This is a genomic window from Lentzea sp. NPDC102401, assembly GCF_044765805.1.
GTDB classification, from domain to species: domain Bacteria; phylum Actinomycetota; class Actinomycetes; order Mycobacteriales; family Pseudonocardiaceae; genus Lentzea; species Lentzea sokolovensis.
Map to the genome: position 1 here is coordinate 504,568 of NZ_JBIWKS010000003.1, position 18,102 is coordinate 522,669.

Here is an 18,102-nt window from a genome sequence, read left to right on the forward strand (position 1 = left end):
TTCTGAGGGGACACGCGAAATGCGCAAGCGACTGTCTTTGCTGATCAGCGCGGGGCTGCTGCTGGGCCTGACCGGGGTGGCACAGGCCGCCGACACCGGCCTGGTGCGGACCGACTCCGGACCGGTGCGCGGCACCGTTCTCGCTGATCACCAGCAGTACCAGGGAATTCCGTACGCGGCGCCGCCGGTCGGTGAGCTGCGATGGCGTTCGCCGCAACCGGTGACGCCGTGGACGACTCCTCGTGACGCCAGTCAACCCGGCCCTGCCTGTGCTCAGGCGGCCGGCGCCGGTTCGCCGAGCACCAACGAGGACTGCCTTTACCTCAACGTCACCACGCCTTCGCGGCACGGGCGCAAGCCGGTCATGGTGTGGATCCACGGTGGCGGCAACAGCTACCTGTCCGGTGCGGGGTTCGGCACGAGCAGGTTGGCCGTGCAGGGCGACGTGGTGGTCGTGACCATCAACTACCGCCTGGGTTTCTTCGGTTTCTTCGGGCACCCGAGCCTGCCCGACTCGGGCGCGTACGGCATCGAGGACCAGCAGGCCGCGCTGAAGTGGGTGCAGCGCAACGCCGCCGCGTTCGGCGGGGATCCGCGCAACGTCACGGTTTTCGGTGAGTCGGGCGGCGCGTTCGACGTGTGCGCGCACGTGACGTCACCGCTGTCGCGCGGGCTGTTCCAGAAGGCCATCGCGCAGAGCGGCGGCTGCTCCACGACGTGGGGTGCCAACGGCGTGATTCACGGCAAGCCGGCCAGTGCTCCCTGGATCTCGAAGTCCACGGCGCAGAACGACGCGGTGGCGTTGTCCGCGCAGCTCGGTTGCTCGGACGTGGCGTGCCTGCGTTCGTTGCCCGCCAGTGCTTTCACCGCCATCGACCGCGGCGCGACGCCCGTTGTGACCGGCAACCGGGTGCTGCCGGTGAACCCCGTCGACGCGTTGCGCGCCGGTCGCTTCAACCGCGTGCCGGTGATCTGGGGCAACAACCGGGACGAGGGCAGGCTGACGTCCGCGACGGTGCCGGAACCGTTCGACTACAACGGTTTGCTGGAGCAGGCGTACGGCCCGAAAGCCACCACGATCGCTGCCGAGTACCCCGCCGGTGACTCCGCGCGTCTTGCTTACGGCGCTGTGCTCACCGACGGCGTGTGGGCTTGCAACCAACTCACCGACGACAAGCTGCTCTCGCGCTACACGCCGACCTACGCCTACGAGTTCGCCGACCGCACCGCGCCGACGGGGTGGTTCAAGGACATGTTCCCCGCAGGCTTCCCGGCCGGTGCCGCGCACTCGTTCGACCTCGCCTACTTCTTCGACATCCCGATGTTCGACCTGGACCCGGCCCAGCAGCGGCTGGCGTCGACGATGATCCGCGACTGGACGACGTTCGCCCGTACCGGCAACCCGGGCTGGGCGACCTACCGCGCCGGCTACGTCCAGGAGTACTCGCTCGGCCACATCGGCCAGGTCAACGGTCTGACCAGGCACAACTGCTCGTTCTGGAACTCGATCGGTTAATGCCGTTTGACTCTCCAGTCACTGGAGACTGCACAGTTGTCCCCGTGACGCGCTACCAGATCGGCGAGCTGGCCAGGTTGACCGGCCTCACCGTCAGGACGATCCGGTTCTACTCCGACCAGGGCCTCATCCCGCCCACCTCCAGAACGGTCGGCGGCTACCGGACGTACGACGGTGAGGCGGTCGCCAAGCTCAAGCTCGTCCGCACCCTTCGTGACCTGGGTGTGGATCTGCCGACCGCCGGGCGGATTCTCGCCCGCGAGGTCTCGATGACCGACGTGGCGCGCACCCATGCGGATGCGATCGACGCGCAGATGAGGACGTTGCGGCTGCGCCGTGCCGTCCTGCGCGCCGTCGCCAAGGGAGGGGAGATGGAACTGATGAACGAGTTGGCACGCATGTCGGACGAGGAGCGCCAGCGGATCCTCGACGACTTCTTCGAGGAGGTGTTCGGGCCCTACGAGCTGGACCCGCAGTTCGAGCAGCACATGCGTTCCGTGCGGGTCGAACTGCCGGACGACCCGTCGACCGAGCAGTTGGAAGCGTGGGTCGAGCTCGCGAAGCTCGTGCAGGACCCGGACTTCCGTGCGTCGGTCAAGCGGATGTCCCAGCAGCACGAGGAACAACGCAGGGCGGGGGCGGACATGGGCCCGCCGGCCGAGGGGCAGATGGAGGCGTTCAACTTCGCGATCGCCCAGGCCCGCGGGGCTCTCGACGCGGGCATCGCGCCGGAGTCCGCCGAGGCGCGCACGGTCGTGGACCGGGTGAACGCCAACTGGGCGGAAGCGCTGAACCTGCCGAACGACGAACGCCTCGTCGAGCGGCTGCGCGAACTCTCCGACTTCGCGGACCCGCGTGCCGAGCGGTACTGGGTCCTGATCGCGAGGATCAACGGCTGGCCCGCCATGCCGGACCACTCGCGTGAGCGCGCCTGGCTGCGCGAAGCCGGCCAGCCGTTCGGCTAGACCTCCGAGACAGCGCGGGAACCAGCTGGGCGCCCAGCTCGTTCCTGTGGCAACGAAGGGGCCGCGTCGAGCAGATCGTCGACCAGGACCCGCCACACCCGAACTTCGTGGTGCTGCACTTCCGCCGCCCGTCCGACGTGGTGCTGCTGGCAGTGCACCGCCGCGAACTCAAGCGTGTGGGCGCGATCCTGACGCTGCCCCTCCAACGCGAGTCCGCGGCGCGCTGGACGATCCCGGCGTAGACGAGCGTGCCCGAGGCGAACGCGGCGGACAGACCAACCCACCCGCGCTGGTTCGCCACCTCGTCGAGACTTCCGATGTCGTCGACGGTCAGCAGCGGGTGAGCGAAGAGGAAGACCCCACCCCAGAACGCGATCGTCGCCGCCACGATCAACCACAACGGCAGCGTCCTGCGCAGCAGCGTCCACATCGACCCGAAGCTGTCGTAGCCGAAACCGCCCTTGGACCACAACCGCGTCCCGAGCATGAGGGCGATGGAAACCACCGTCAGCACGAGGTTCGCCGCCCGCGGCAACAAGGGACTGCCGGTCAGGAACCCGAACACGATAGACGACGACGTCGATGAAGAGCACCACGAACGCGGCCCACTGCGGCGGCAACAACCTCATGCCTCGGAACCCTAGGATCACCAGGCTGTTTATCGAGCCATAACCGCGAACCCCGATGCTTGCGCAGGTGGCCCGCCGGCCCAGGGGAACGGCGGGCCATCACTTCAACCCCTTGACGACGTTCCGCAGCTCGGCTTCCTTGCGGTACAACGTCGGCACCACCTTGGTGACCTTCGCCAGCAACACCGTCTGGTCCACCGGCGCCACCGCGTCCCACGTCAGCCCGCCGGGCTTGGCCAGCTGATCCACCAGCTCGATGGCGGTCTTCGCCGTGTCCGCGGCCACCGTCAACTCGGCCCTGCTGCCCTTGAGCGGCTGCGCCTCGACCACTGCCGCGGCCTCGGTGATCGCCTTGACCTGTCCGGGCAACGTGCACGGCACGTCCGGCGAATGCAGCCCCTTCCGGTTCTCCACGGCCGAGTTGTTCGCTTCCTTGGCCTGGCCGAGAAACCGGATGCCGTTGACAGTGGGCACCGCGAGCCCCTCACCGATCAACGCGGCGTTGACCAGCTTCCCGTCCTGTGTGGACAGAGCAGCGAACGGCCCTTCCCGCGTCACGGTCACCTGTGTGCCCTCGGGCAGCAGCTGGGTGAGCAGATTCCGCGCCTCCGCGTGCAGACACTCGTCCGCGGCGGGTGCGGCAACGTTCACGAGCTTCACGGCCGTGGTGCGATCGCCTTCGCGCACCTCGACCGTCTCCGCGTCGACGACGCGCACCACATGACTGACGACGACCGGTTGCGGACGGTCCACGACCGTCACCACGTAGGCACTGCTCGCGGCCCCGGCCAGGACCGCGGCGGCCATCAGGAACACATTCGGGAGCACCACGATCCCCCTAACGCCGACCTACTGGGCTGATCGGCGCAGTGGGACGTGGTGTTACTCCTCAATCACTCTCGGGCACGGCTCACTTGATCTGCATGCCCGAGATCATGCGGGACACCACCAGCCGCTGGATCTCCGAAGTCCCCTCGAAGATGGTGAAGATCTTGGCGTCGCGATGCATCCGCTCCACCGGGTGCTCCCGCGTGTACCCGGCCCCGCCGAGGATGTGGATCGCCCGCTCGGTCGCCCACACCGACACCTCGGACGCCTTGAGCTTCGACATCGACCCCTCGCCGGCGGTGAACGGCACGTTGTTGCGCCCCATCCACGCCGCCCGCCACACCAGCAGCCGTGACGCGTCGATCTCCATCCGCATGTTCGCGAGGTCGAACGCGATCGACTGGTTCTCGATGATCTTGCGTCCGAACGCCTCGCGGTCCTTCGCGTAGTCCAGCGCGTAGTCGTAGGCGGCACGGGCGACACCCACCGCCATCGCGCCCACGGTCGGACGCGTCGTCTCGAACGTGGCCATCGCCGCCTGGCCGCCTGACTTCAGGCCTTCGCGGGCACGGGCGAGCCGCGCCTCCAGTCGTTCCTTGCCGCCCAGGACGCAGCGGCCTGGGACGCGCACGTCGTCGAGGAACACGTCGGCCGTGTGCGAGGCGCGCATGCCGTGCTTCTTGATCTTGCCGGGGGACGACAGGCCGGGTGTGCCGGGCGGGACGATGAAACCGGCCTGGCCGCGAGAACCCAGTGCGGGATCGACGACGGCGGTGACCACGTGCACGTTCGCGATGCCACCGTTGGTGGCCCATGCCTTCTGGCCGTTGAGCACCCACTCGTCGGTGGCCTCGTCGTAGCGCGCGCGAGTCCGGTAGCCGGCGACGTCGGAGCCCGCCTGGGGTTCGGAGGCGCAGAAGGCGGCCAGCTTCGGGTCCGACTCGTCGCCGAAGCACTCCGGGACCCACTCGGCCAGCTGCTCGGGCTCGCCGCCCGCGAAGATGCCCGCGACGGCGAGGCCGGTGCCCATCAGGGCCAGTGCGATGCCGGCGTCACCCCAGAAGAGTTCCTCGGTCGCGATCGGCAGCGAGAGGCCGATCGGGTCGGCGAACCAGGTCGCGAGGGACTCGAAGCCGTAGAGGCCGATCTTCGCCGCCTCCTGGATCACCGGCCACGGTGTCTCCTCGCGCTCGTCCCACTCGGAGGCCGCCGGCCTGATCACGTCGCGAGCGAAGCCGTGCACCCAGTCGCGCAGGTCCGTCTGGTCTTCGTTCAGCTCGAGCGAGAAGCCACCCACAAGAAGTCTCCTAAGCCTTCGGGATGTTGAACAGGCTCATGAACCCGGCTGCGAACCCCAGGTCGCCCTTCACCTTCAGCTTGCCCGTCATGAACAGCACGGGCGCGGACGCGTTGCCGGTCGCGAGCTTCAGGAAGTCGGCGGGCGTCAGCGTCACGATGGCACGGGCCTCGCGCGTCACGCCCTTGTTGATGGTGCACTGGGCGTCTTCGATGATGGCCTCGTAGACGTCTTCCAGCACGTGGAAGTGCACGACGGCGCGAGTGGAGCCCGCCCGGTCCGAACGGAAGTGGACCTCCATGCGGCGGAACACCTCGTCCAGCACGCGCACGCGCAGACCGGGATCCGCGACGACGGCCTCGATCTGGTCCTTCGAGGCGCGCGAGATGATGCGGGCGAAGTTGGACGGGTCCATCTTCGACAGGTCGAGGTCGGCGCCGCCGTCGGCGAGCGCGCCCAGGGCGTTCAGCAGCGCGGCGAAGTCGTCCCTGCCCAGCTTCTTCGGGTCGATGCCGCGGGCGATGACGTCGATGTTCACATCGGCCAGCGCCGGGTCGTCCGGCGTGATCTGCTGCAACGTGCTGATCAGCTCGGCCGGGCTGAGCTTCGCGATCGCCTCGGTGGTGAGGTCGAGCGTCATGGACACACCTCCTGGTACCTACTCGCGAGTAAGACTACTGGTGAGTAGATAGAGCGGCAAGCCGATCGGATAATCTTGCTGCTCCGAACCGAGGGGTAATGATGCGCACAGAAGGTCGAGCCAAGCGCTTGCCACGCGCCGTGCGTGAGCGGCAGATCATGGATGCCGCCGTCGACGTGTTCTCACGGCTCGGTTTCCACTCGGCGTCGATGGACGAGATCTCCGAGGTGGCGGGCATCTCCAAGCCGATGTTGTACGCCTACCTCGGCTCGAAGGAGGAGCTGTTCGCGACCTGCATCCGGCGTGAGGCCACCCGCATGATGGAGGCCATCGCGACGGGCGTCGAGCCCGACCAGGAACCTGACGTGCAGCTGTGGAGCGGCCTGCGGGCGTTCTTCGGGTTCGTCGGCGAGAACCGGGCGAGCTGGCAGGTGCTGCACCGGCAGGCGTCCACCCAGGGCGGTCCGTTCGCGATCGAGCTCACGGACATGCGCGGCCGCGCGGTCTCACTGGTGGCGGCGCTGCTCACCCAGTCCACGAAGGCGCCGGCGACCAAGCTGGAGGCCGAGTCGCTGGCCGCCGCGCTGGTCGGGGCCGGCGAGTCGCTCGCGGACTGGTGGCTCGACCACCCGGAGGAACCCGCCGGCGTCGTCGCGGCCCGCCTCATGAACCTCGTCTGGATGGGCTTCGGCGACCTCGTCGACGGCAACGTCTGGCATCCACCGTCACGCCGCTGAACCGACCAGGTGGGGTCCCTTGCCCCACACGGCGAACTCCCAGCCGTCCGCGCCCTCGGCCGCCGAGAACTCGACACGACCGGGGATGAGCAGCGGCTTCTTGAACCGGACGTCCACCGTCACGGCCTCGGGAAGCCGTCCCTCCAGCGCGGCCAGGCAGCGCGCCTTCGTCCACATCCCGTGTGCGATCGCCCGCTTGAAGCCGAACAGCCTGGCGCTCAACGGATGCAGGTGGATCGGGTTGCGGTCGCCGGACGCCGCGCCGTAACGCCGCCCGATGTCCGCGGGCACCCGCCACACCGCCGATCCGGCCGGACGCTGCAGCTCCTCGCCCTGTCCCGACGAGCCGCCGGTCCGTCGCAGATAGGTCGAAACCCCTTCCCAGACACCGGAAACCGAGGTCACCACGTCGACCTGCGTGCCCTGCGGGTGCGGCCGCAGCTCGCGCGCGGACACCGTGATGTCCAGCTGTTCGTCCAACGTCAGCGGCCGCGACTGCGTGATCCGGTTCGCGACGTGCACGAGGCCGGGCAACGGGAACGGGAACCCGGCGCCCGACATCAGCTTCATCTGCAAGGGAAAGCCCAGCACGTGCGGATACGTCAGCGGCAACGCGTCACGCAGCCCGAACCCGCACACCGCGTTGTACGCCGCCAGGTGCTTCAGCGACACGTCCAAAGAAGCCGAAACGGGTTGCGCGGCAAGGGTTTCCCCGCGCCGGAACGACGTGAGAGCGGCACGCAGCAACATCAGGCCCCCAGCAGCATCTGGCCGCACACCCGCACGACGTTCCCGTTCACACCGCCGGAACCCGGCGACGCGAACCACGCCACGGTCTCCGCGACGTCCGCCGGCAACCCGCCCTGCGACAGGCTGTTCATCCGCCGCCCGACCTCGCGCGTCGCGAACGGCACCGCTGCGGTCATCTTCGTCTCGATGAAACCGGGCGCCACGGCGTTGATCGTGGCCCCGCGGGCGGCCAGCACGGGCGCGAGCGTCCGGACCATCCCGATCACGCCGGCCTTCGACGTGGCGTAGTTGGTCTGGCCGACGTTGCCCGCGATGCCGGCGATCGACGACACCCCGACGATCCGCCCGCCGTCGCGCAGCACGTCGCCGTCCAGCAGCGCGGCGTTGATCCGTTCCTGGCAGGCGAGGTTGACCTCCAGCACCGAGTCCCACAGCGAGGAGTCCATGCGCGCCAGCGTCTTGTCGCGGGTGATGCCCGCGTTGTGCACGACTACGTCGACGCCGCCGTGCCGTTCGAGCAGGTACGAGGTCAGCCGCGCGGGATCGCCGGTGATGTCGAGCTGCAACGCCGACCCGCCGACGGCGTTCGCGACCTTCGACAGCTCGTCGCCGGCGGCGGGCACGTCGAGGCAGACCACGTGCGCGCCATCGCGTCCCAGAGCCGTGGCGATCGCCTCGCCGATGCCCCGGGAGGCACCCGTGACCAGCGCGACCTTGCCGTCGAGCGTGCCGGTCGGCGAATTCGCGGACACGTGGACGACCTGCCCGGACACGTACGCGGACCGCCCGGAGAGCAGGAACCGCAGCGTCGACTCGACCCCGTCCTCGGCGCCGTCCGCCACGTGCACGAGGTTGGCCGTGCCGCCGCGGCGCAGCTCCTTGCCGACCGACCGCACGAACCCTTCGAGCGCGCGTTGCGCCACGGAGTCCGGCGACCGCCCGATCACGATCACCCGCCCGCACGGCCCGAGCTGCGTGATCGCCGGGTGGAAGAAGTCGTGCAGCTGCCGCAGGTCTCCGACCGAACCGATCTCCGACGCGTCGAACACGAGCGCGCCGTAGGGAGCCGAGCCTGTTTCCAGCTGCTTCAGAAAGGGCAGCCGGGAAGCGCCACCGACCAGAACGGGTGTCGCCAGGGCGGCGTCACGGCGGAGCGGATACGGGTTCGGCAGGCCGAGCCTGCGCACGAGCTGGCGGCCCAGCCCCGACGTCGCGAACTTCTGGTACCTGTCCACGTCACACAACCTACTCGCTAGTAAGTCTACCCGCTAGTAGGTAGTATGGCGGCATGCGAGTAGCGATCATCGGCGGCAACCGCATCCCGTTCGCCCGCTCGAACGGCCCGTACGCCACCGCGTCGAACCAGGACATGTTCACGACGGTGCTGGACGGCCTGGTCAGCCGCTTCGGCCTGCAGGGCGTACGCCTCGGCGAGGTGGTCGCCGGCGCCGTGCTGAAGCACTCGCGCGACTTCAACCTCGTCCGCGAGTCGGTCCTCGGCAGCAAACTCAGCCCCGAGACCCCCGCCTACGACCTCCAGCAGGCGTGCGGCACCGGCCTGCAGGCGATCATCGCGGTTGCGAACAAGATCGCGCTCGGCCAGATCGAGTCGGGCATCGCGGGCGGCGTCGACACCACCAGCGACGCGCCGATCGGCGTGAACGAGAACTTCCGCAAGCTCCTGCTGGAGTTCAACCGCACCCGCAAGGTCAGCCTGCTGACGAAGCTGCGCCCCAGCCACGTCGTCCCGCACCTGCCCCGCAACGGCGAGCCGCGCACCGGCATGTCCATGGGCGAGCACGCGGCCATCACCGCCGCCGAGTACGGCATCACGCGCGAGGACCAGGACGAGCTCACCGCGCGCAGCCACCAGAACCTCGCCCGCGCCTACGACGAGGGCTTCTTCGACGACCTCGTCACCCCGTACCTGGGCCTGACCCGCGACCAGAACCTCCGTCCGGACAGCAGCGCCGAGAAGCTCGCCAAGCTCAAGCCGGTCTTCGGCGACACGATGACCGCGGGCAACTCGACCCCGCTCTCCGACGGCGCCTCCGCGGTCCTGCTCGCGACCGAGGAGTGGGCCGCTGAACGCAAGCTTCCGGTCCTCGCCTACCTGACGTTCGCCGAGACCGCCGCCGTCGACTACGTGCACGGCGACGAGGGCCTGCTCATGGCACCCGTGCACGCCGCACCGCGCATGCTCGACAAGGCGGGCCTCACGCTGCAGGACTTCGACTTCTACGAGGTGCACGAGGCGTTCGCGTCGCAGGTGCTCGCCACGCTGAAGGCCTGGGAGAAGGGACTCGGCGAGATCGACAGGTCCAAGCTGAACGTCAACGGCTCGTCGCTCGCGGCAGGCCACCCGTTCGCCGCCACCGGCGCCCGAATCGTGGCGACCCTGGCGAAGTTGTTGCACCAGAGGGGAAGTGGACGCGGGTTCGTGTCCATTTGCGCCGCCGGAGGTCAGGGCATCACGGCTATCTTGGAACGGTGACGCTGCAGACGCTGCTCGAGTCCCACCGCGACACCGTTCCGGCCTCGGTCGCCGTCATCGCCCGAGGCGACGCCGTCGAGTTCGCGGCGGTCGGAGAGTCCCGCGAGGCGGTCTTCCCGATCGCCTCGATCAGCAAGCCGATCGTCGCCACGGCGGCGACGCTCCTGGTGCGGGACGGCAGGATCGGGCTCGACGACCCGATCGCGAACTGGCTGCCGGAACTGGCGAACCCGCTGGTCGTCCGCACACCGGCCAGCGAGATCGCCGACGTCGTCCCGGCAACGGGGCCGATCACCGTCCGGCACCTGCTGACGTCCCGCTCCGGCTGGGGCTTCACGGCGGACTTCTCGTTGCCCGCCACCGCCAAGCTCTTCGAAGAGACACACCTGCACGGCATCGCGGACCTGCCGGCCCCTGACGAGTGGCTGAAGCGCCTCGCCCAGGTCCCCCTGCTGCACCAGCCCGGCGACGGGTGGCTCTACAACACCGGTTACGACGTGCTCGGCTTGCTGGTCGACCGCGTCACGGGATCGCTGCCCGGTTACCTGGCCGACCGCTTCTACGAGCCGCTCGGCATGACGAACACCGGCTTCGTCAGCGACGTCTTCCCGTCCGGCGCCGGCGGACTCAAGTCCACTGTGGACGACCTGCTGGCCTTCAACCGCTTCCTGCTCACCAGCGACCTGCTGCCGCAACTGGCGACCGACACGACGTCCGAACAGGAACGCGAGGCCGCGCGCATCTTCCTGGAGGGCCAGGGCTGGGGCATCGGCGGCAGCGTCGACATCGCCGAGATCGACCCGTGGAACTCGCCCGGCCGCTACGGCTGGGTCGGCGGTTCCGGCACGGCCGCGCACGTCGTCCCGGCCCAGGACGCGGTCACGGTCCTGCTCACCCGCACGGCCATGACGAGTCCCACCCCGACCGCGATCATGCGCGACTTCTGGCGGTACGCGGCCGGGTAAGGCTTGCCGAACCGGACGGTCCCTCATGCACACTCACAGTGTCGCGTCGCTGCGACACTGGGGGTGGGGGAATGCCGGACCTGCAGGTCGATCCCGAAAAAGATCCGGTGCTGGCGCGCGCACTCGTCGGCACCCTTCGCGACGAGTGGCGACCGGCCGCCGACGCGATGCGGTCGGCGCGCGAGTGGGAGCGCCGCGCCTACATCATGCTGACGCTGGCAGCGGCCGCCAAACGCCGCGTCGAGTGGCTCAAGAACTGGCTCAAGGCCCGTCCGGGCGACCGCGACGCCGTTGCGGTGCACAACACGATGGAGTCACTCAGCGGGAACTAGTGTGCCGCGCCGCAAGTTCGTCGCTGAAGTCGTTCCACCGGCCGCACGCCACCTCATCCGCGCCATCTTCAACCGTACGCGGGGGGGGGGGGGGGGGGGGGGGGCGCCCCCCCCCCCCCCCCCCCCCCGCGTGCGGCAAGAGCACTGGTCATCACTCACCCGCTGCCGGCCGCACACGAGGACGAGTTGTCGTAGGTGCCGTTCGGTTTGGCGCGGTACTGGTAGCGCCCTTCCCTGCGCCCGCGCCGCACTCGGCGGCCGGCCAGGACCAGGACCGTGAAGATGATCAGGAGGAGCAACGTCACGCCGACGATGCCCAGAAGCAGTCCTGTCGGCATCGTCAGTCCAGCAACGACCACGCCGCGGTGCACGAAGCCGACACGGTGATCTGCTGCGCCTTCAGGTTCAGCTGGTCGACCATCCCGGCCGGCCCCGCCATCTCGAACGACGCGGCGCCGCTCATCATCCGCGGCTGGTAGTGCGCGCCACCCTCCGTGTCGCCGATGCGCAGCAACGGCCCGAGCCGCCGCCCCAGCGCCGATGCATAGCCCTCGGCACGGCGCAGCGCGTCCGCCACGGCTTCTCGTTGCGCCTCACGGATGGCCTCGGTGTCGTCGACGAGCGTCCACGACGGGCCGTTGATCCAGGACGGCTCCGCCTGCACGAGTTCGGCCAGCAGCCCGTCGAGGCGGTCCAGGTCCTTCACCCAGATCACGTACTGCTGCGACGCGCGGCTGCCGACGCGCTGGTTGTTGTCCCAGTTGTCGTGCGCGGACAGCTGCCGCGACCGCACCTCGAACTCCGTGAGCAGCGGCTCGATGGCGGAAATGCGCTGGTTGAGCGTGCTCACCGCCTCGGAGCGTTCGGCGCCGAGAGCCTCGAACGTCACGTCCACCTGGGCGCGGTCGGCGGTGCGCTCGACCTCGCCGGTCCCCTTTGTCACGACTTCAGCCACGTCACGCAGCCAACCGGCACTGGGGTTCATCCGCAACTATTCGCCTCTATTGCTCAATCACTAGATAAAGGTATACAGCGGCATCCGGCCCCACTTCGAGGTTCGTCTGCGCGTCTCTAGAGCCGTCGCTAGAAACGCGGATACGGTGCGAGCCATGGACCCGGTGCGCAATCCGTTCGCTCCCGGTGCAGGCCAGCGGCCTCCTGAGCTCGCCGGCCGGGACAAAGAGGTCGGCGCGTTCGAGGTGGTGCTCGAACGAGTGGCCCGCGGTCGTCCCGAACGCAGCCTCGTGCTGACAGGACTGCGGGGCGTCGGCAAGACCGTCCTGCTCGGCGAGCTGCGGTCGATGGCCGTCAAGCGCGGCTGGGGTGCGGGCAAGGTCGAGGCCAGGCCCGACGCGGATCTCCGCAGGCCGCTGTCGGCCGCCCTGCACCGGGCGATCCGGGATCTCGCGGTCCGGCACCGCGCACCGGACCGGGTCGAGGCGATCCTCGGGATCCTCAAGGCGTTCGCGCTGAGGGCGGCCCCGGACGGCGCCAAGCTGCGCGACCGCTGGCAGCCCGGCATCGACGTCCCGGCGGCGTCCGGCCGGGCGGACTCCGGTGACATCGAGATCGACCTGGTCGAGCTGTTCACCGACGTCGCCGAGCTCGCGCAGGACGTCGGCACCGGCGTCGCGCTGCTCATCGACGAGATGCAGGACCTCAAGCCGGACGACATCAGCGCGTTGTGCGCGGCGTGTCACGAGCTCTCGCAGATCGGCGCGCCGCTGGTGGTCGTGGGCGCGGGTCTGCCGCACCTGCCGGCGGTCCTGTCCGCGAGCAAGTCGTACTCGGAACGCCTCTTCCGCTACGTCCGCATTGACCGGCTCAGTCGCGAGGACGCCGACCGCGCGGTGCTGGCCCCGGTCGAACGGGAGGACGCGGGCATCACGGACGAGGCGCTCGACGCGTTGTTCGACGCGTCCGGCGGCTATCCGTACTTCATCCAGGCCTACGGCAAGGCCGCCTGGGACGCCGCCCCGGCCGACCCGATCACCGCGACGGACGTCTCCGTGGCCGCTCCGGAGGCCGACGCGGAGCTGGCCGTGGGCTTCTTCGGCTCCCGATACGAGCGTGCGACGCCCGCTGAACGCGAGTATCTCCGGTCGATGGCCGAGTTGACCGACGGAAAGGATGCGGGCGTCAACACTGCCCAGGTGGCCGACCACCTGAAGCGCAAGCCCTCGTCGCTGTCGCCCGCGCGGGACTCGCTCATCAAGAAAGGCCTGGTCTACAGCGCGGAACGGGGGTAGATCGCCTTCACCGTGCCGCACTTCGGGAGGTTCCTGCTCGGCCGCGAGGAGTGACCCGAGGCACCCCGGCGTTGTCCGGCTGTTCACGTTGTCAGCCGATGATTCATCGGCATGTGCCCCAACTCACCGGATAATCGCGTGCTTTAACGCGCGCGTAGGTGCATACTTGGGTTACCAGCCAAACAGACCTCACAGAGGGAAGTGCAGACCCAGATGAACTTCGCAGCGAAGCTCCGCGCCCGTCGTGCCGAGGCGCGTAACCGGAAGGCCGTGGCTCGCGCGATCGACATGGCGACCACCCCGTCCATGCGTCACGAGCTGATGGCCATCGCCCAGGCTCAGGTCACCACCCTCCGCTGACCACGACCCGGCACTCGCACGGCGCCCCGTCGCGAGTGCCTCCCCAACGGGAACCCCTGGAGCACCTCCCGCGCTCCAGGGGTTTCATTCTGTTAAACGTGATCCACGCCACAGTATGATGGCGTTGTAACAGCGCACGTCGGTCCGCCGATGTCACTGTTGACCCCGCAGTGCTGTCGGACCCCCGACCTGGCAGCACCGCGGGGTTTCTTGTTTGCTGGGGGACATGAAGATCGCCGTGCTCGGCACCGGCCTCATGGGTGCCCCCATCGCAGCCAACCTCGCCGCGGCCGGACATGAGGTCCGGGTCTGGAACCGCACGCGAGCCAAGGCCGAACCGCTCGCCGCGCAGGGCGCCACCGTCGCCGACTCCCCCGCCGCCGCGGTCGAGGGCGCGGAGATCGTGCTGACGATGCTCAACGACGGCCCCACGGTCACCGCGGCCATTCAGGCCGCCGTCGAGTCCCTGCCGCACGACGCCGTGTGGATCCAGGCGTCCACCGTCGGCATCGCGTCCACCGAGGACCACATCGCACTCGCTCGTTCGCTCGGGCTGGAGTTCGTGGACGCGCCCGTGCTCGGCAGCACGAAGCCCGCCGCCGAAGGCAAGCTCGTCGTGCTCGCGTCCGGTGCCGAGGAACTGCGTGAACGCGTGCAGCCCGTGTTCGACGTGATCGGCGCCCGCACGATGTGGGTCGGCGACGCCGGTGCGTCGTCGAAGCTGAAGCTCGTCGCGAACAGCTGGGTGCTCGCGCTGACCGCGGCGGTCGGCGAGGCCGTGTCGCTCGCGGAGGCGTCCGGGCTCGACCCGAAGCTGTTCCTGGAGGCCGTGTCCGGCGGCGCGATCGACACCCCGTACCTGCAGATGAAGGGCGGCGCGATCATCGCACGTTCCTTCGAGCCCGCGTTCACCGTGGAGAACGCGCTGAAGGACGCGCGGCTCGTCGAAGAGGCGGCGGAACGGGCGAACGTGCGCCTCGACGTTGCGCAGGCGTCCGCCGAACGGCTGAGCCGCGCCGTCGACGGCGGGCACGGCGACAAGGACATGGCCGCGTCTTACTTCGCCAGCTACGAATAAGCCCGACGATCGGCCGGTCCGGCGGGGCGTGCGGGCTCAATAGCGTGGCCTGGTGAACAGACTCGCACGCTCCCTGCTGGCGTTCGGCCTGGCATCCGCGCAGGTCGTGGCCACCGCGGCGGTCGTGTCCGCCGCCCAGGACATCAAGGACCGCATCGCCGCCATTCCCGGCGTGCGGATCATCAGCGAGGGGACGTCCGGCGCCGCGCGGACGTTCGTCCTCGGCATCCAGCAGCCCGTGGACCACCGCAGGCCGCGCGGCACGAAGTTCGAGCAGCGCTTCTCGTTGCTGCACAAGGCCGAGTCGAAGCCGATGGTGCTGCACACCACCGGCTACAACCTGCCCGGCACGGTCAGCCCGTCCGAGCCCGCCAGGCTCGTCGACGGCAACCAGATCAGCGTCGAGCAGCGGTTCTTCACGCCCTCGCGGCCCGAGCCGGCGGACTGGGACGACCTGAACATCTGGCAGGCGGCAGGCGACCACCACCGGATCGTCGCCGCGTTCAAGAAGATCTACGGCGCTCGCTGGCTCTCCACCGGTGCCAGCAAGGGCGGCATGACGTCGATCTACCACCGCCGGTTCTTCCCGCGCGACGTCGACGCGACCATCGCGTACGTGGCGCCGAACGACGTGGTGAACGACCGTGACGTCTACGGCGAGTTCATCCGCGAGGTCGGCAACGACCCGACGTGCAACCGTCGCCTCGAAGGCGTGCAGCGGCAGATCCTGCAGCACCGCGACGAGATCGTCTCCCGCCTGGAAGCCAAGGGCTATACGTACGAGCAGTTCGGCAGCGCGCACAAGGCGTTGGAGATCCTGGTGCTGGACACGCCGTTCACGTTCTGGCAGTACGGCACCCAGGAGCAGTGCGCGCTGGTTCCCGGCACGGGCGCCTCGGTGGACGACCTCTGGACGTTCATCGACAAGACCGTGGGCTGGGACTTCTACAACGACGCCGGCGTCGCGCCCTACACGGCGTACTACTACCAGGCGGGCACGCAGCTCGGCTGGCCGGAAGCGGACGAGTCCGCGGTGCGCGACCTGCTGCGCCACCCCGGTTCCTCGGTGCCGCGTTCGATGGTGTCACCGGACATCAGGTTCCCGCGTTTCGACCGTTCGGCGATGCGCGACGTGGACTCGTGGGTGCGCTACCAGGGCTCGCGGCTGCTGTTCGTCAACGGCCAGAACGACCCGTGGAGCGCGGAACCGTTCCAACTCGGGCGGGGCACGCGCGACTCGCTGTCGTTCACGGTTCCCGGTGGCAACCACGGCTCGAACATCGCCAAGCTGCCCGAGAAGGAACGCGCTGCCGCGACGGCGGCCGTGCTGCGCTGGGCCGGAGTCTCCGCCGCTCCCGTTGCGGCACTTGCCGTGGACGAGGGCCCGGACTCGCTGGACGCACTGCGGGCACGCCGGGGCTGAGGCACTCTGAGGACGTGAAGCCGTTGCTCGTGGTCGATGCAGCCAACGTCGTGGGATCGGTCCCGGACGGGTGGTGGCGCGACAGAGCGGGCGCGGCCGAACGCCTCCGCGACGCCCTGCGCGGCCGCGACGAGGAGGTCGTCCTGGTCGTGGAAGGCAAGGCGCGCAACGTTTCTTCCGTCGACGACGTCCGGGTGGTCTCCGCCCCCGGCGAGGGCGACGACACGATCGTCGAGGTCGTGCGTGCCGAAGGTGCCGGGCGCGTGGTGACGGTGGTGACCGCTGACCGCGCGTTGCGGCAACGGGTGATGGCGCTGGGCGCCGGGGTGGCGGGACCCACCTCGGTGCCGCGCCGCTAGAGCCGGAACAGCTGCTCGAGGACCTGCGCGACGCCGTCCTCGGTGTTCGGCGGCGCGTGGTTGGCGCAGGCCTGCTTCACGAGCGGGTGCGCGTTGCCCATCGCGTACGCCGTGCCGGCCCAGCCGAGCACCGACAGGTCGTTCGGCATGTCACCGAACGCGATGACCTCGTGTTTGCCGATTCCCCTCGTGTTGCACAGGGATTCGAGCGTGACGGCCTTCGAGACGCCAGGCGGGCTGATCTCCAGCAACCCGAGTCCGCCCGAGTGCGTGACGGTGACGTGCTGCCCGACGGCCTCTCTGGCGATCTCCATCATGTGGTCGACCTCGGCGTCCGGCGCCCAGGCGAGCATCTGCACGACCTGGTGCGCCTCCTCGAAGACGTGGGCGAGCAACTCCAGTGTCCTGTGTGGATTCTTCGGCCCGAACCCCTGGAAACCAGGCTCTGACAACACTTCCAGCCCGGTCTCGACCGCGATGCCGACGTTCGGGATCACCTCGGCCAACGCCTCCGACACCTTCCGCACGACGTCCAGCGGCACCGTCTGCGCGTGCGTGACCTCGCGGTTCGTCAGGTCGTAGATCATCGCGCCGTTGGAGCAGATCGCCGTGCCGGTCAGTTCCAGGTCCTGCACGAACCGCGGCGGCCGGGCCGTGACGACCACGACGTCCGCGTCGACGGCGTGGAGCGTGGCGCGGGTGCGGTCGCTCAGCACCCCGCCCGGTTGCAGCAGCGTGCCGTCGAGGTCGGTCGCGATCAACCTGATCATCGGCCGATTATCGGGCAGGGACTACTGATCGCGGGCGAGAAGCCCGGAAGCCGTCACCTCGGCGGTGTGGCGCACGACGTCCTCGAAGTCGATCCGCATGGCGGCCAGGGACGGGTCCGCGGCGTAGACGGCGAGCAGCGCCTCCGGGGGACGGCTGCTGGGCCAGGCGGTGCCCACCACCATCCACACCGTCCGGACGAGGACGAAGGCCCTCTCTTCGCCCAGTTCCGGCAGGTGCCGAACGGTGAACCGGACGAGTGCCTCCAGGTATCCGCGAACGGCGTGCTTGTGCCGGAGCGCGGTCTCGACGGAGATGTTGTGCTCCAGGACGGTGGCCTGCGCGCTGATCAGATCGCACAGCACCGGGCGGCGTGCCAGCGAGGAAGCGAGAAGTTCGGCCAGCCGGTTCTCGCGCTCGCGAAGAACGCCGCCGGGCACGGCTTCGCGTTCCAGTTCCGCGATCCAGTCCGCGCCCTCGGCTTCCAGCAGTTCCAGCAGCACGGCTTCCCGCGACTCGAAGTAGCGCAGCACGTTGGCCTTGGCCAGGCAGACCCGGCGGCTCAGGCCGTTGAGGGTCAGTTCGGCCACCGGCATCTCGGTGAGCATCGCGGCCGCGGCACCGAGGATCTGCCGTCGGCGCTCGCCACGCTGCTCGTCGGTGCGCGCTCGCTGGAAACCCATACCGGGCATGTTACAGACCGGCGGTACTT

Annotated in this window: 22 protein-coding genes; 13 read left to right on the top strand and 9 right to left on the bottom strand. The window is 69.2% G+C overall.

The window, feature by feature from the left end:
* Positions 1–19 precede the first annotated feature (19 nt).
* The 4 genes from ACIRG5_RS13070 to ACIRG5_RS13085 all read left to right on the top strand — a co-directional run bounded on the left by ACIRG5_RS13070 (position 20) and on the right by ACIRG5_RS13085 (position 3,125).
* Entirely contained in the window at positions 20–1,516 is a 1,497-nt protein-coding gene (locus tag ACIRG5_RS13070) for a carboxylesterase/lipase family protein (RefSeq protein WP_402904286.1), read from the top strand.
* A gap of 44 nt (positions 1,517–1,560) precedes the next feature.
* Positions 1,561–2,481 carry a MerR family transcriptional regulator gene (locus tag ACIRG5_RS13075; RefSeq protein WP_402904289.1) on the top strand — a complete coding sequence of 307 codons (921 nt, stop codon included), beginning with the start codon at positions 1,561–1,563 and terminating at the stop codon, positions 2,479–2,481.
* Positions 2,482–2,588: 107 nt separating this feature from the next.
* Positions 2,589–2,723 (top strand): hypothetical protein, encoded by a 135-nt coding sequence (locus ACIRG5_RS13080; protein ID WP_402904292.1) that lies wholly within the window; start codon positions 2,589–2,591, stop codon positions 2,721–2,723.
* Between the two features lie 252 nt (positions 2,724–2,975).
* Entirely contained in the window at positions 2,976–3,125 is a 150-nt protein-coding gene (locus ACIRG5_RS13085; protein ID WP_402904294.1) for a hypothetical protein, read from the top strand.
* Between the two features lie 84 nt (positions 3,126–3,209).
* Here the strand turns inward: ACIRG5_RS13085 and ACIRG5_RS13090 are convergent, their stop codons facing one another.
* From ACIRG5_RS13090 to ACIRG5_RS13100, 3 genes are all read right to left on the bottom strand, one after another.
* Positions 3,210–3,938: a thermonuclease family protein gene (locus tag ACIRG5_RS13090; protein WP_402904296.1), complete on the bottom strand. Its 729-nt coding sequence runs from the start codon at positions 3,936–3,938 to the stop codon at positions 3,210–3,212.
* Positions 3,939–4,020: 82 nt separating this feature from the next.
* Complete coding sequence (locus tag ACIRG5_RS13095) at positions 4,021–5,235, bottom strand: acyl-CoA dehydrogenase family protein (protein ID WP_402904299.1); 1,215 nt, start codon at positions 5,233–5,235, stop codon at positions 4,021–4,023.
* Positions 5,236–5,245: 10 nt separating this feature from the next.
* Positions 5,246–5,875: an SCP2 sterol-binding domain-containing protein gene (locus ACIRG5_RS13100; protein ID WP_402904301.1), complete on the bottom strand. Its 630-nt coding sequence runs from the start codon at positions 5,873–5,875 to the stop codon at positions 5,246–5,248.
* 98 nt (positions 5,876–5,973) lie between these two features.
* On the opposite strand from ACIRG5_RS13100, the gene ACIRG5_RS13105 reads away from it, so the two are divergent.
* Positions 5,974–6,612, top strand: a complete 639-nt coding sequence (locus ACIRG5_RS13105; RefSeq protein ID WP_330271900.1) for a TetR/AcrR family transcriptional regulator — start codon at positions 5,974–5,976, stop codon at positions 6,610–6,612.
* Here the strand turns inward: ACIRG5_RS13105 and ACIRG5_RS13110 are convergent.
* Complete coding sequence (locus tag ACIRG5_RS13110) at positions 6,601–7,362, bottom strand: MaoC family dehydratase (protein ID WP_402904305.1); 762 nt, start codon at positions 7,360–7,362, stop codon at positions 6,601–6,603. The two genes, ACIRG5_RS13105 and ACIRG5_RS13110, sit on opposite strands and share 12 nt — an antisense overlap.
* Entirely contained in the window at positions 7,362–8,597 is a 1,236-nt protein-coding gene (locus ACIRG5_RS13115) for a 3-oxoacyl-ACP reductase (RefSeq protein WP_402904308.1), read from the bottom strand. The genes ACIRG5_RS13110 and ACIRG5_RS13115 overlap by 1 nt, the downstream gene beginning before the upstream one ends.
* Positions 8,598–8,650: 53 nt before the next feature.
* Here ACIRG5_RS13115 and ACIRG5_RS13120 point away from each other — a divergent pair, with 53 nt between their 5' ends.
* The 3 genes from ACIRG5_RS13120 to ACIRG5_RS13130 all read left to right on the top strand — a co-directional run bounded on the left by ACIRG5_RS13120 (position 8,651) and on the right by ACIRG5_RS13130 (position 11,153).
* Entirely contained in the window at positions 8,651–9,856 is a 1,206-nt protein-coding gene (locus tag ACIRG5_RS13120) for an acetyl-CoA C-acetyltransferase (protein ID WP_402904311.1), read from the top strand.
* The gene (locus ACIRG5_RS13125; protein WP_402904314.1) at positions 9,853–10,821 is read left to right on the top strand and encodes a serine hydrolase domain-containing protein; all 969 of its coding nucleotides are present in this window, start codon (positions 9,853–9,855) and stop codon (positions 10,819–10,821) included. The genes ACIRG5_RS13120 and ACIRG5_RS13125 overlap by 4 nt, the downstream gene beginning before the upstream one ends.
* Positions 10,822–10,892: 71 nt before the next feature.
* Positions 10,893–11,153, top strand: a complete 261-nt coding sequence (locus ACIRG5_RS13130; protein ID WP_402904317.1) for a hypothetical protein — start codon at positions 10,893–10,895, stop codon at positions 11,151–11,153.
* 155 nt (positions 11,154–11,308) lie between these two features.
* Here ACIRG5_RS13130 and ACIRG5_RS13135 read toward each other — a convergent pair whose 3' ends face one another.
* Together ACIRG5_RS13135 and ACIRG5_RS13140 are read right to left on the bottom strand one after the other, a co-directional pair.
* Positions 11,309–11,491: a hypothetical protein gene (locus ACIRG5_RS13135; protein ID WP_402904320.1), complete on the bottom strand. Its 183-nt coding sequence runs from the start codon at positions 11,489–11,491 to the stop codon at positions 11,309–11,311.
* 2 nt (positions 11,492–11,493) lie between these two features.
* A complete protein-coding gene (locus ACIRG5_RS13140; protein ID WP_402904323.1) occupies positions 11,494–12,108 on the bottom strand; it encodes an SIMPL domain-containing protein in 615 nt (204 codons plus the stop codon).
* A gap of 154 nt (positions 12,109–12,262) precedes the next feature.
* On the opposite strand from ACIRG5_RS13140, the gene ACIRG5_RS13145 reads away from it, so the two are divergent.
* The 5 genes from ACIRG5_RS13145 (at position 12,263) to ACIRG5_RS13165 (ending at position 16,622) form a co-directional block, all read left to right on the top strand.
* The gene (locus ACIRG5_RS13145; protein ID WP_402904326.1) at positions 12,263–13,402 is read left to right on the top strand and encodes an AAA family ATPase; all 1,140 of its coding nucleotides are present in this window, start codon (positions 12,263–12,265) and stop codon (positions 13,400–13,402) included.
* 213 nt (positions 13,403–13,615) lie between these two features.
* Positions 13,616–13,762 (top strand): hypothetical protein, encoded by a 147-nt coding sequence (locus ACIRG5_RS13150; RefSeq protein ID WP_169746017.1) that lies wholly within the window; start codon positions 13,616–13,618, stop codon positions 13,760–13,762.
* Between the two features lie 214 nt (positions 13,763–13,976).
* Entirely contained in the window at positions 13,977–14,840 is an 864-nt protein-coding gene (locus ACIRG5_RS13155) for an NAD(P)-dependent oxidoreductase (RefSeq protein WP_402904329.1), read from the top strand.
* A 52-nt stretch (positions 14,841–14,892) separates the two neighbouring features.
* Positions 14,893–16,263, top strand: coding sequence for an aminopeptidase (locus ACIRG5_RS13160; RefSeq protein WP_402904332.1), 1,371 nt, complete (start codon positions 14,893–14,895; stop codon positions 16,261–16,263).
* 14 nt (positions 16,264–16,277) lie between these two features.
* The gene (locus ACIRG5_RS13165) at positions 16,278–16,622 is read left to right on the top strand and encodes a hypothetical protein (RefSeq protein ID WP_093595428.1); all 345 of its coding nucleotides are present in this window, start codon (positions 16,278–16,280) and stop codon (positions 16,620–16,622) included.
* On the opposite strand, the gene ACIRG5_RS13170 is transcribed toward ACIRG5_RS13165, so the two are convergent.
* Together ACIRG5_RS13170 and ACIRG5_RS13175 are read right to left on the bottom strand one after the other, a co-directional pair.
* Positions 16,619–17,392 (bottom strand): HAD family hydrolase, encoded by a 774-nt coding sequence (locus ACIRG5_RS13170; protein ID WP_402904334.1) that lies wholly within the window; start codon positions 17,390–17,392, stop codon positions 16,619–16,621. The genes ACIRG5_RS13165 and ACIRG5_RS13170 overlap by 4 nt on opposite strands.
* 21 nt (positions 17,393–17,413) lie before the next feature.
* Positions 17,414–18,073 (bottom strand): TetR/AcrR family transcriptional regulator, encoded by a 660-nt coding sequence (locus ACIRG5_RS13175; RefSeq protein WP_402904337.1) that lies wholly within the window; start codon positions 18,071–18,073, stop codon positions 17,414–17,416.
* Positions 18,074–18,102 lie beyond the last annotated feature (29 nt).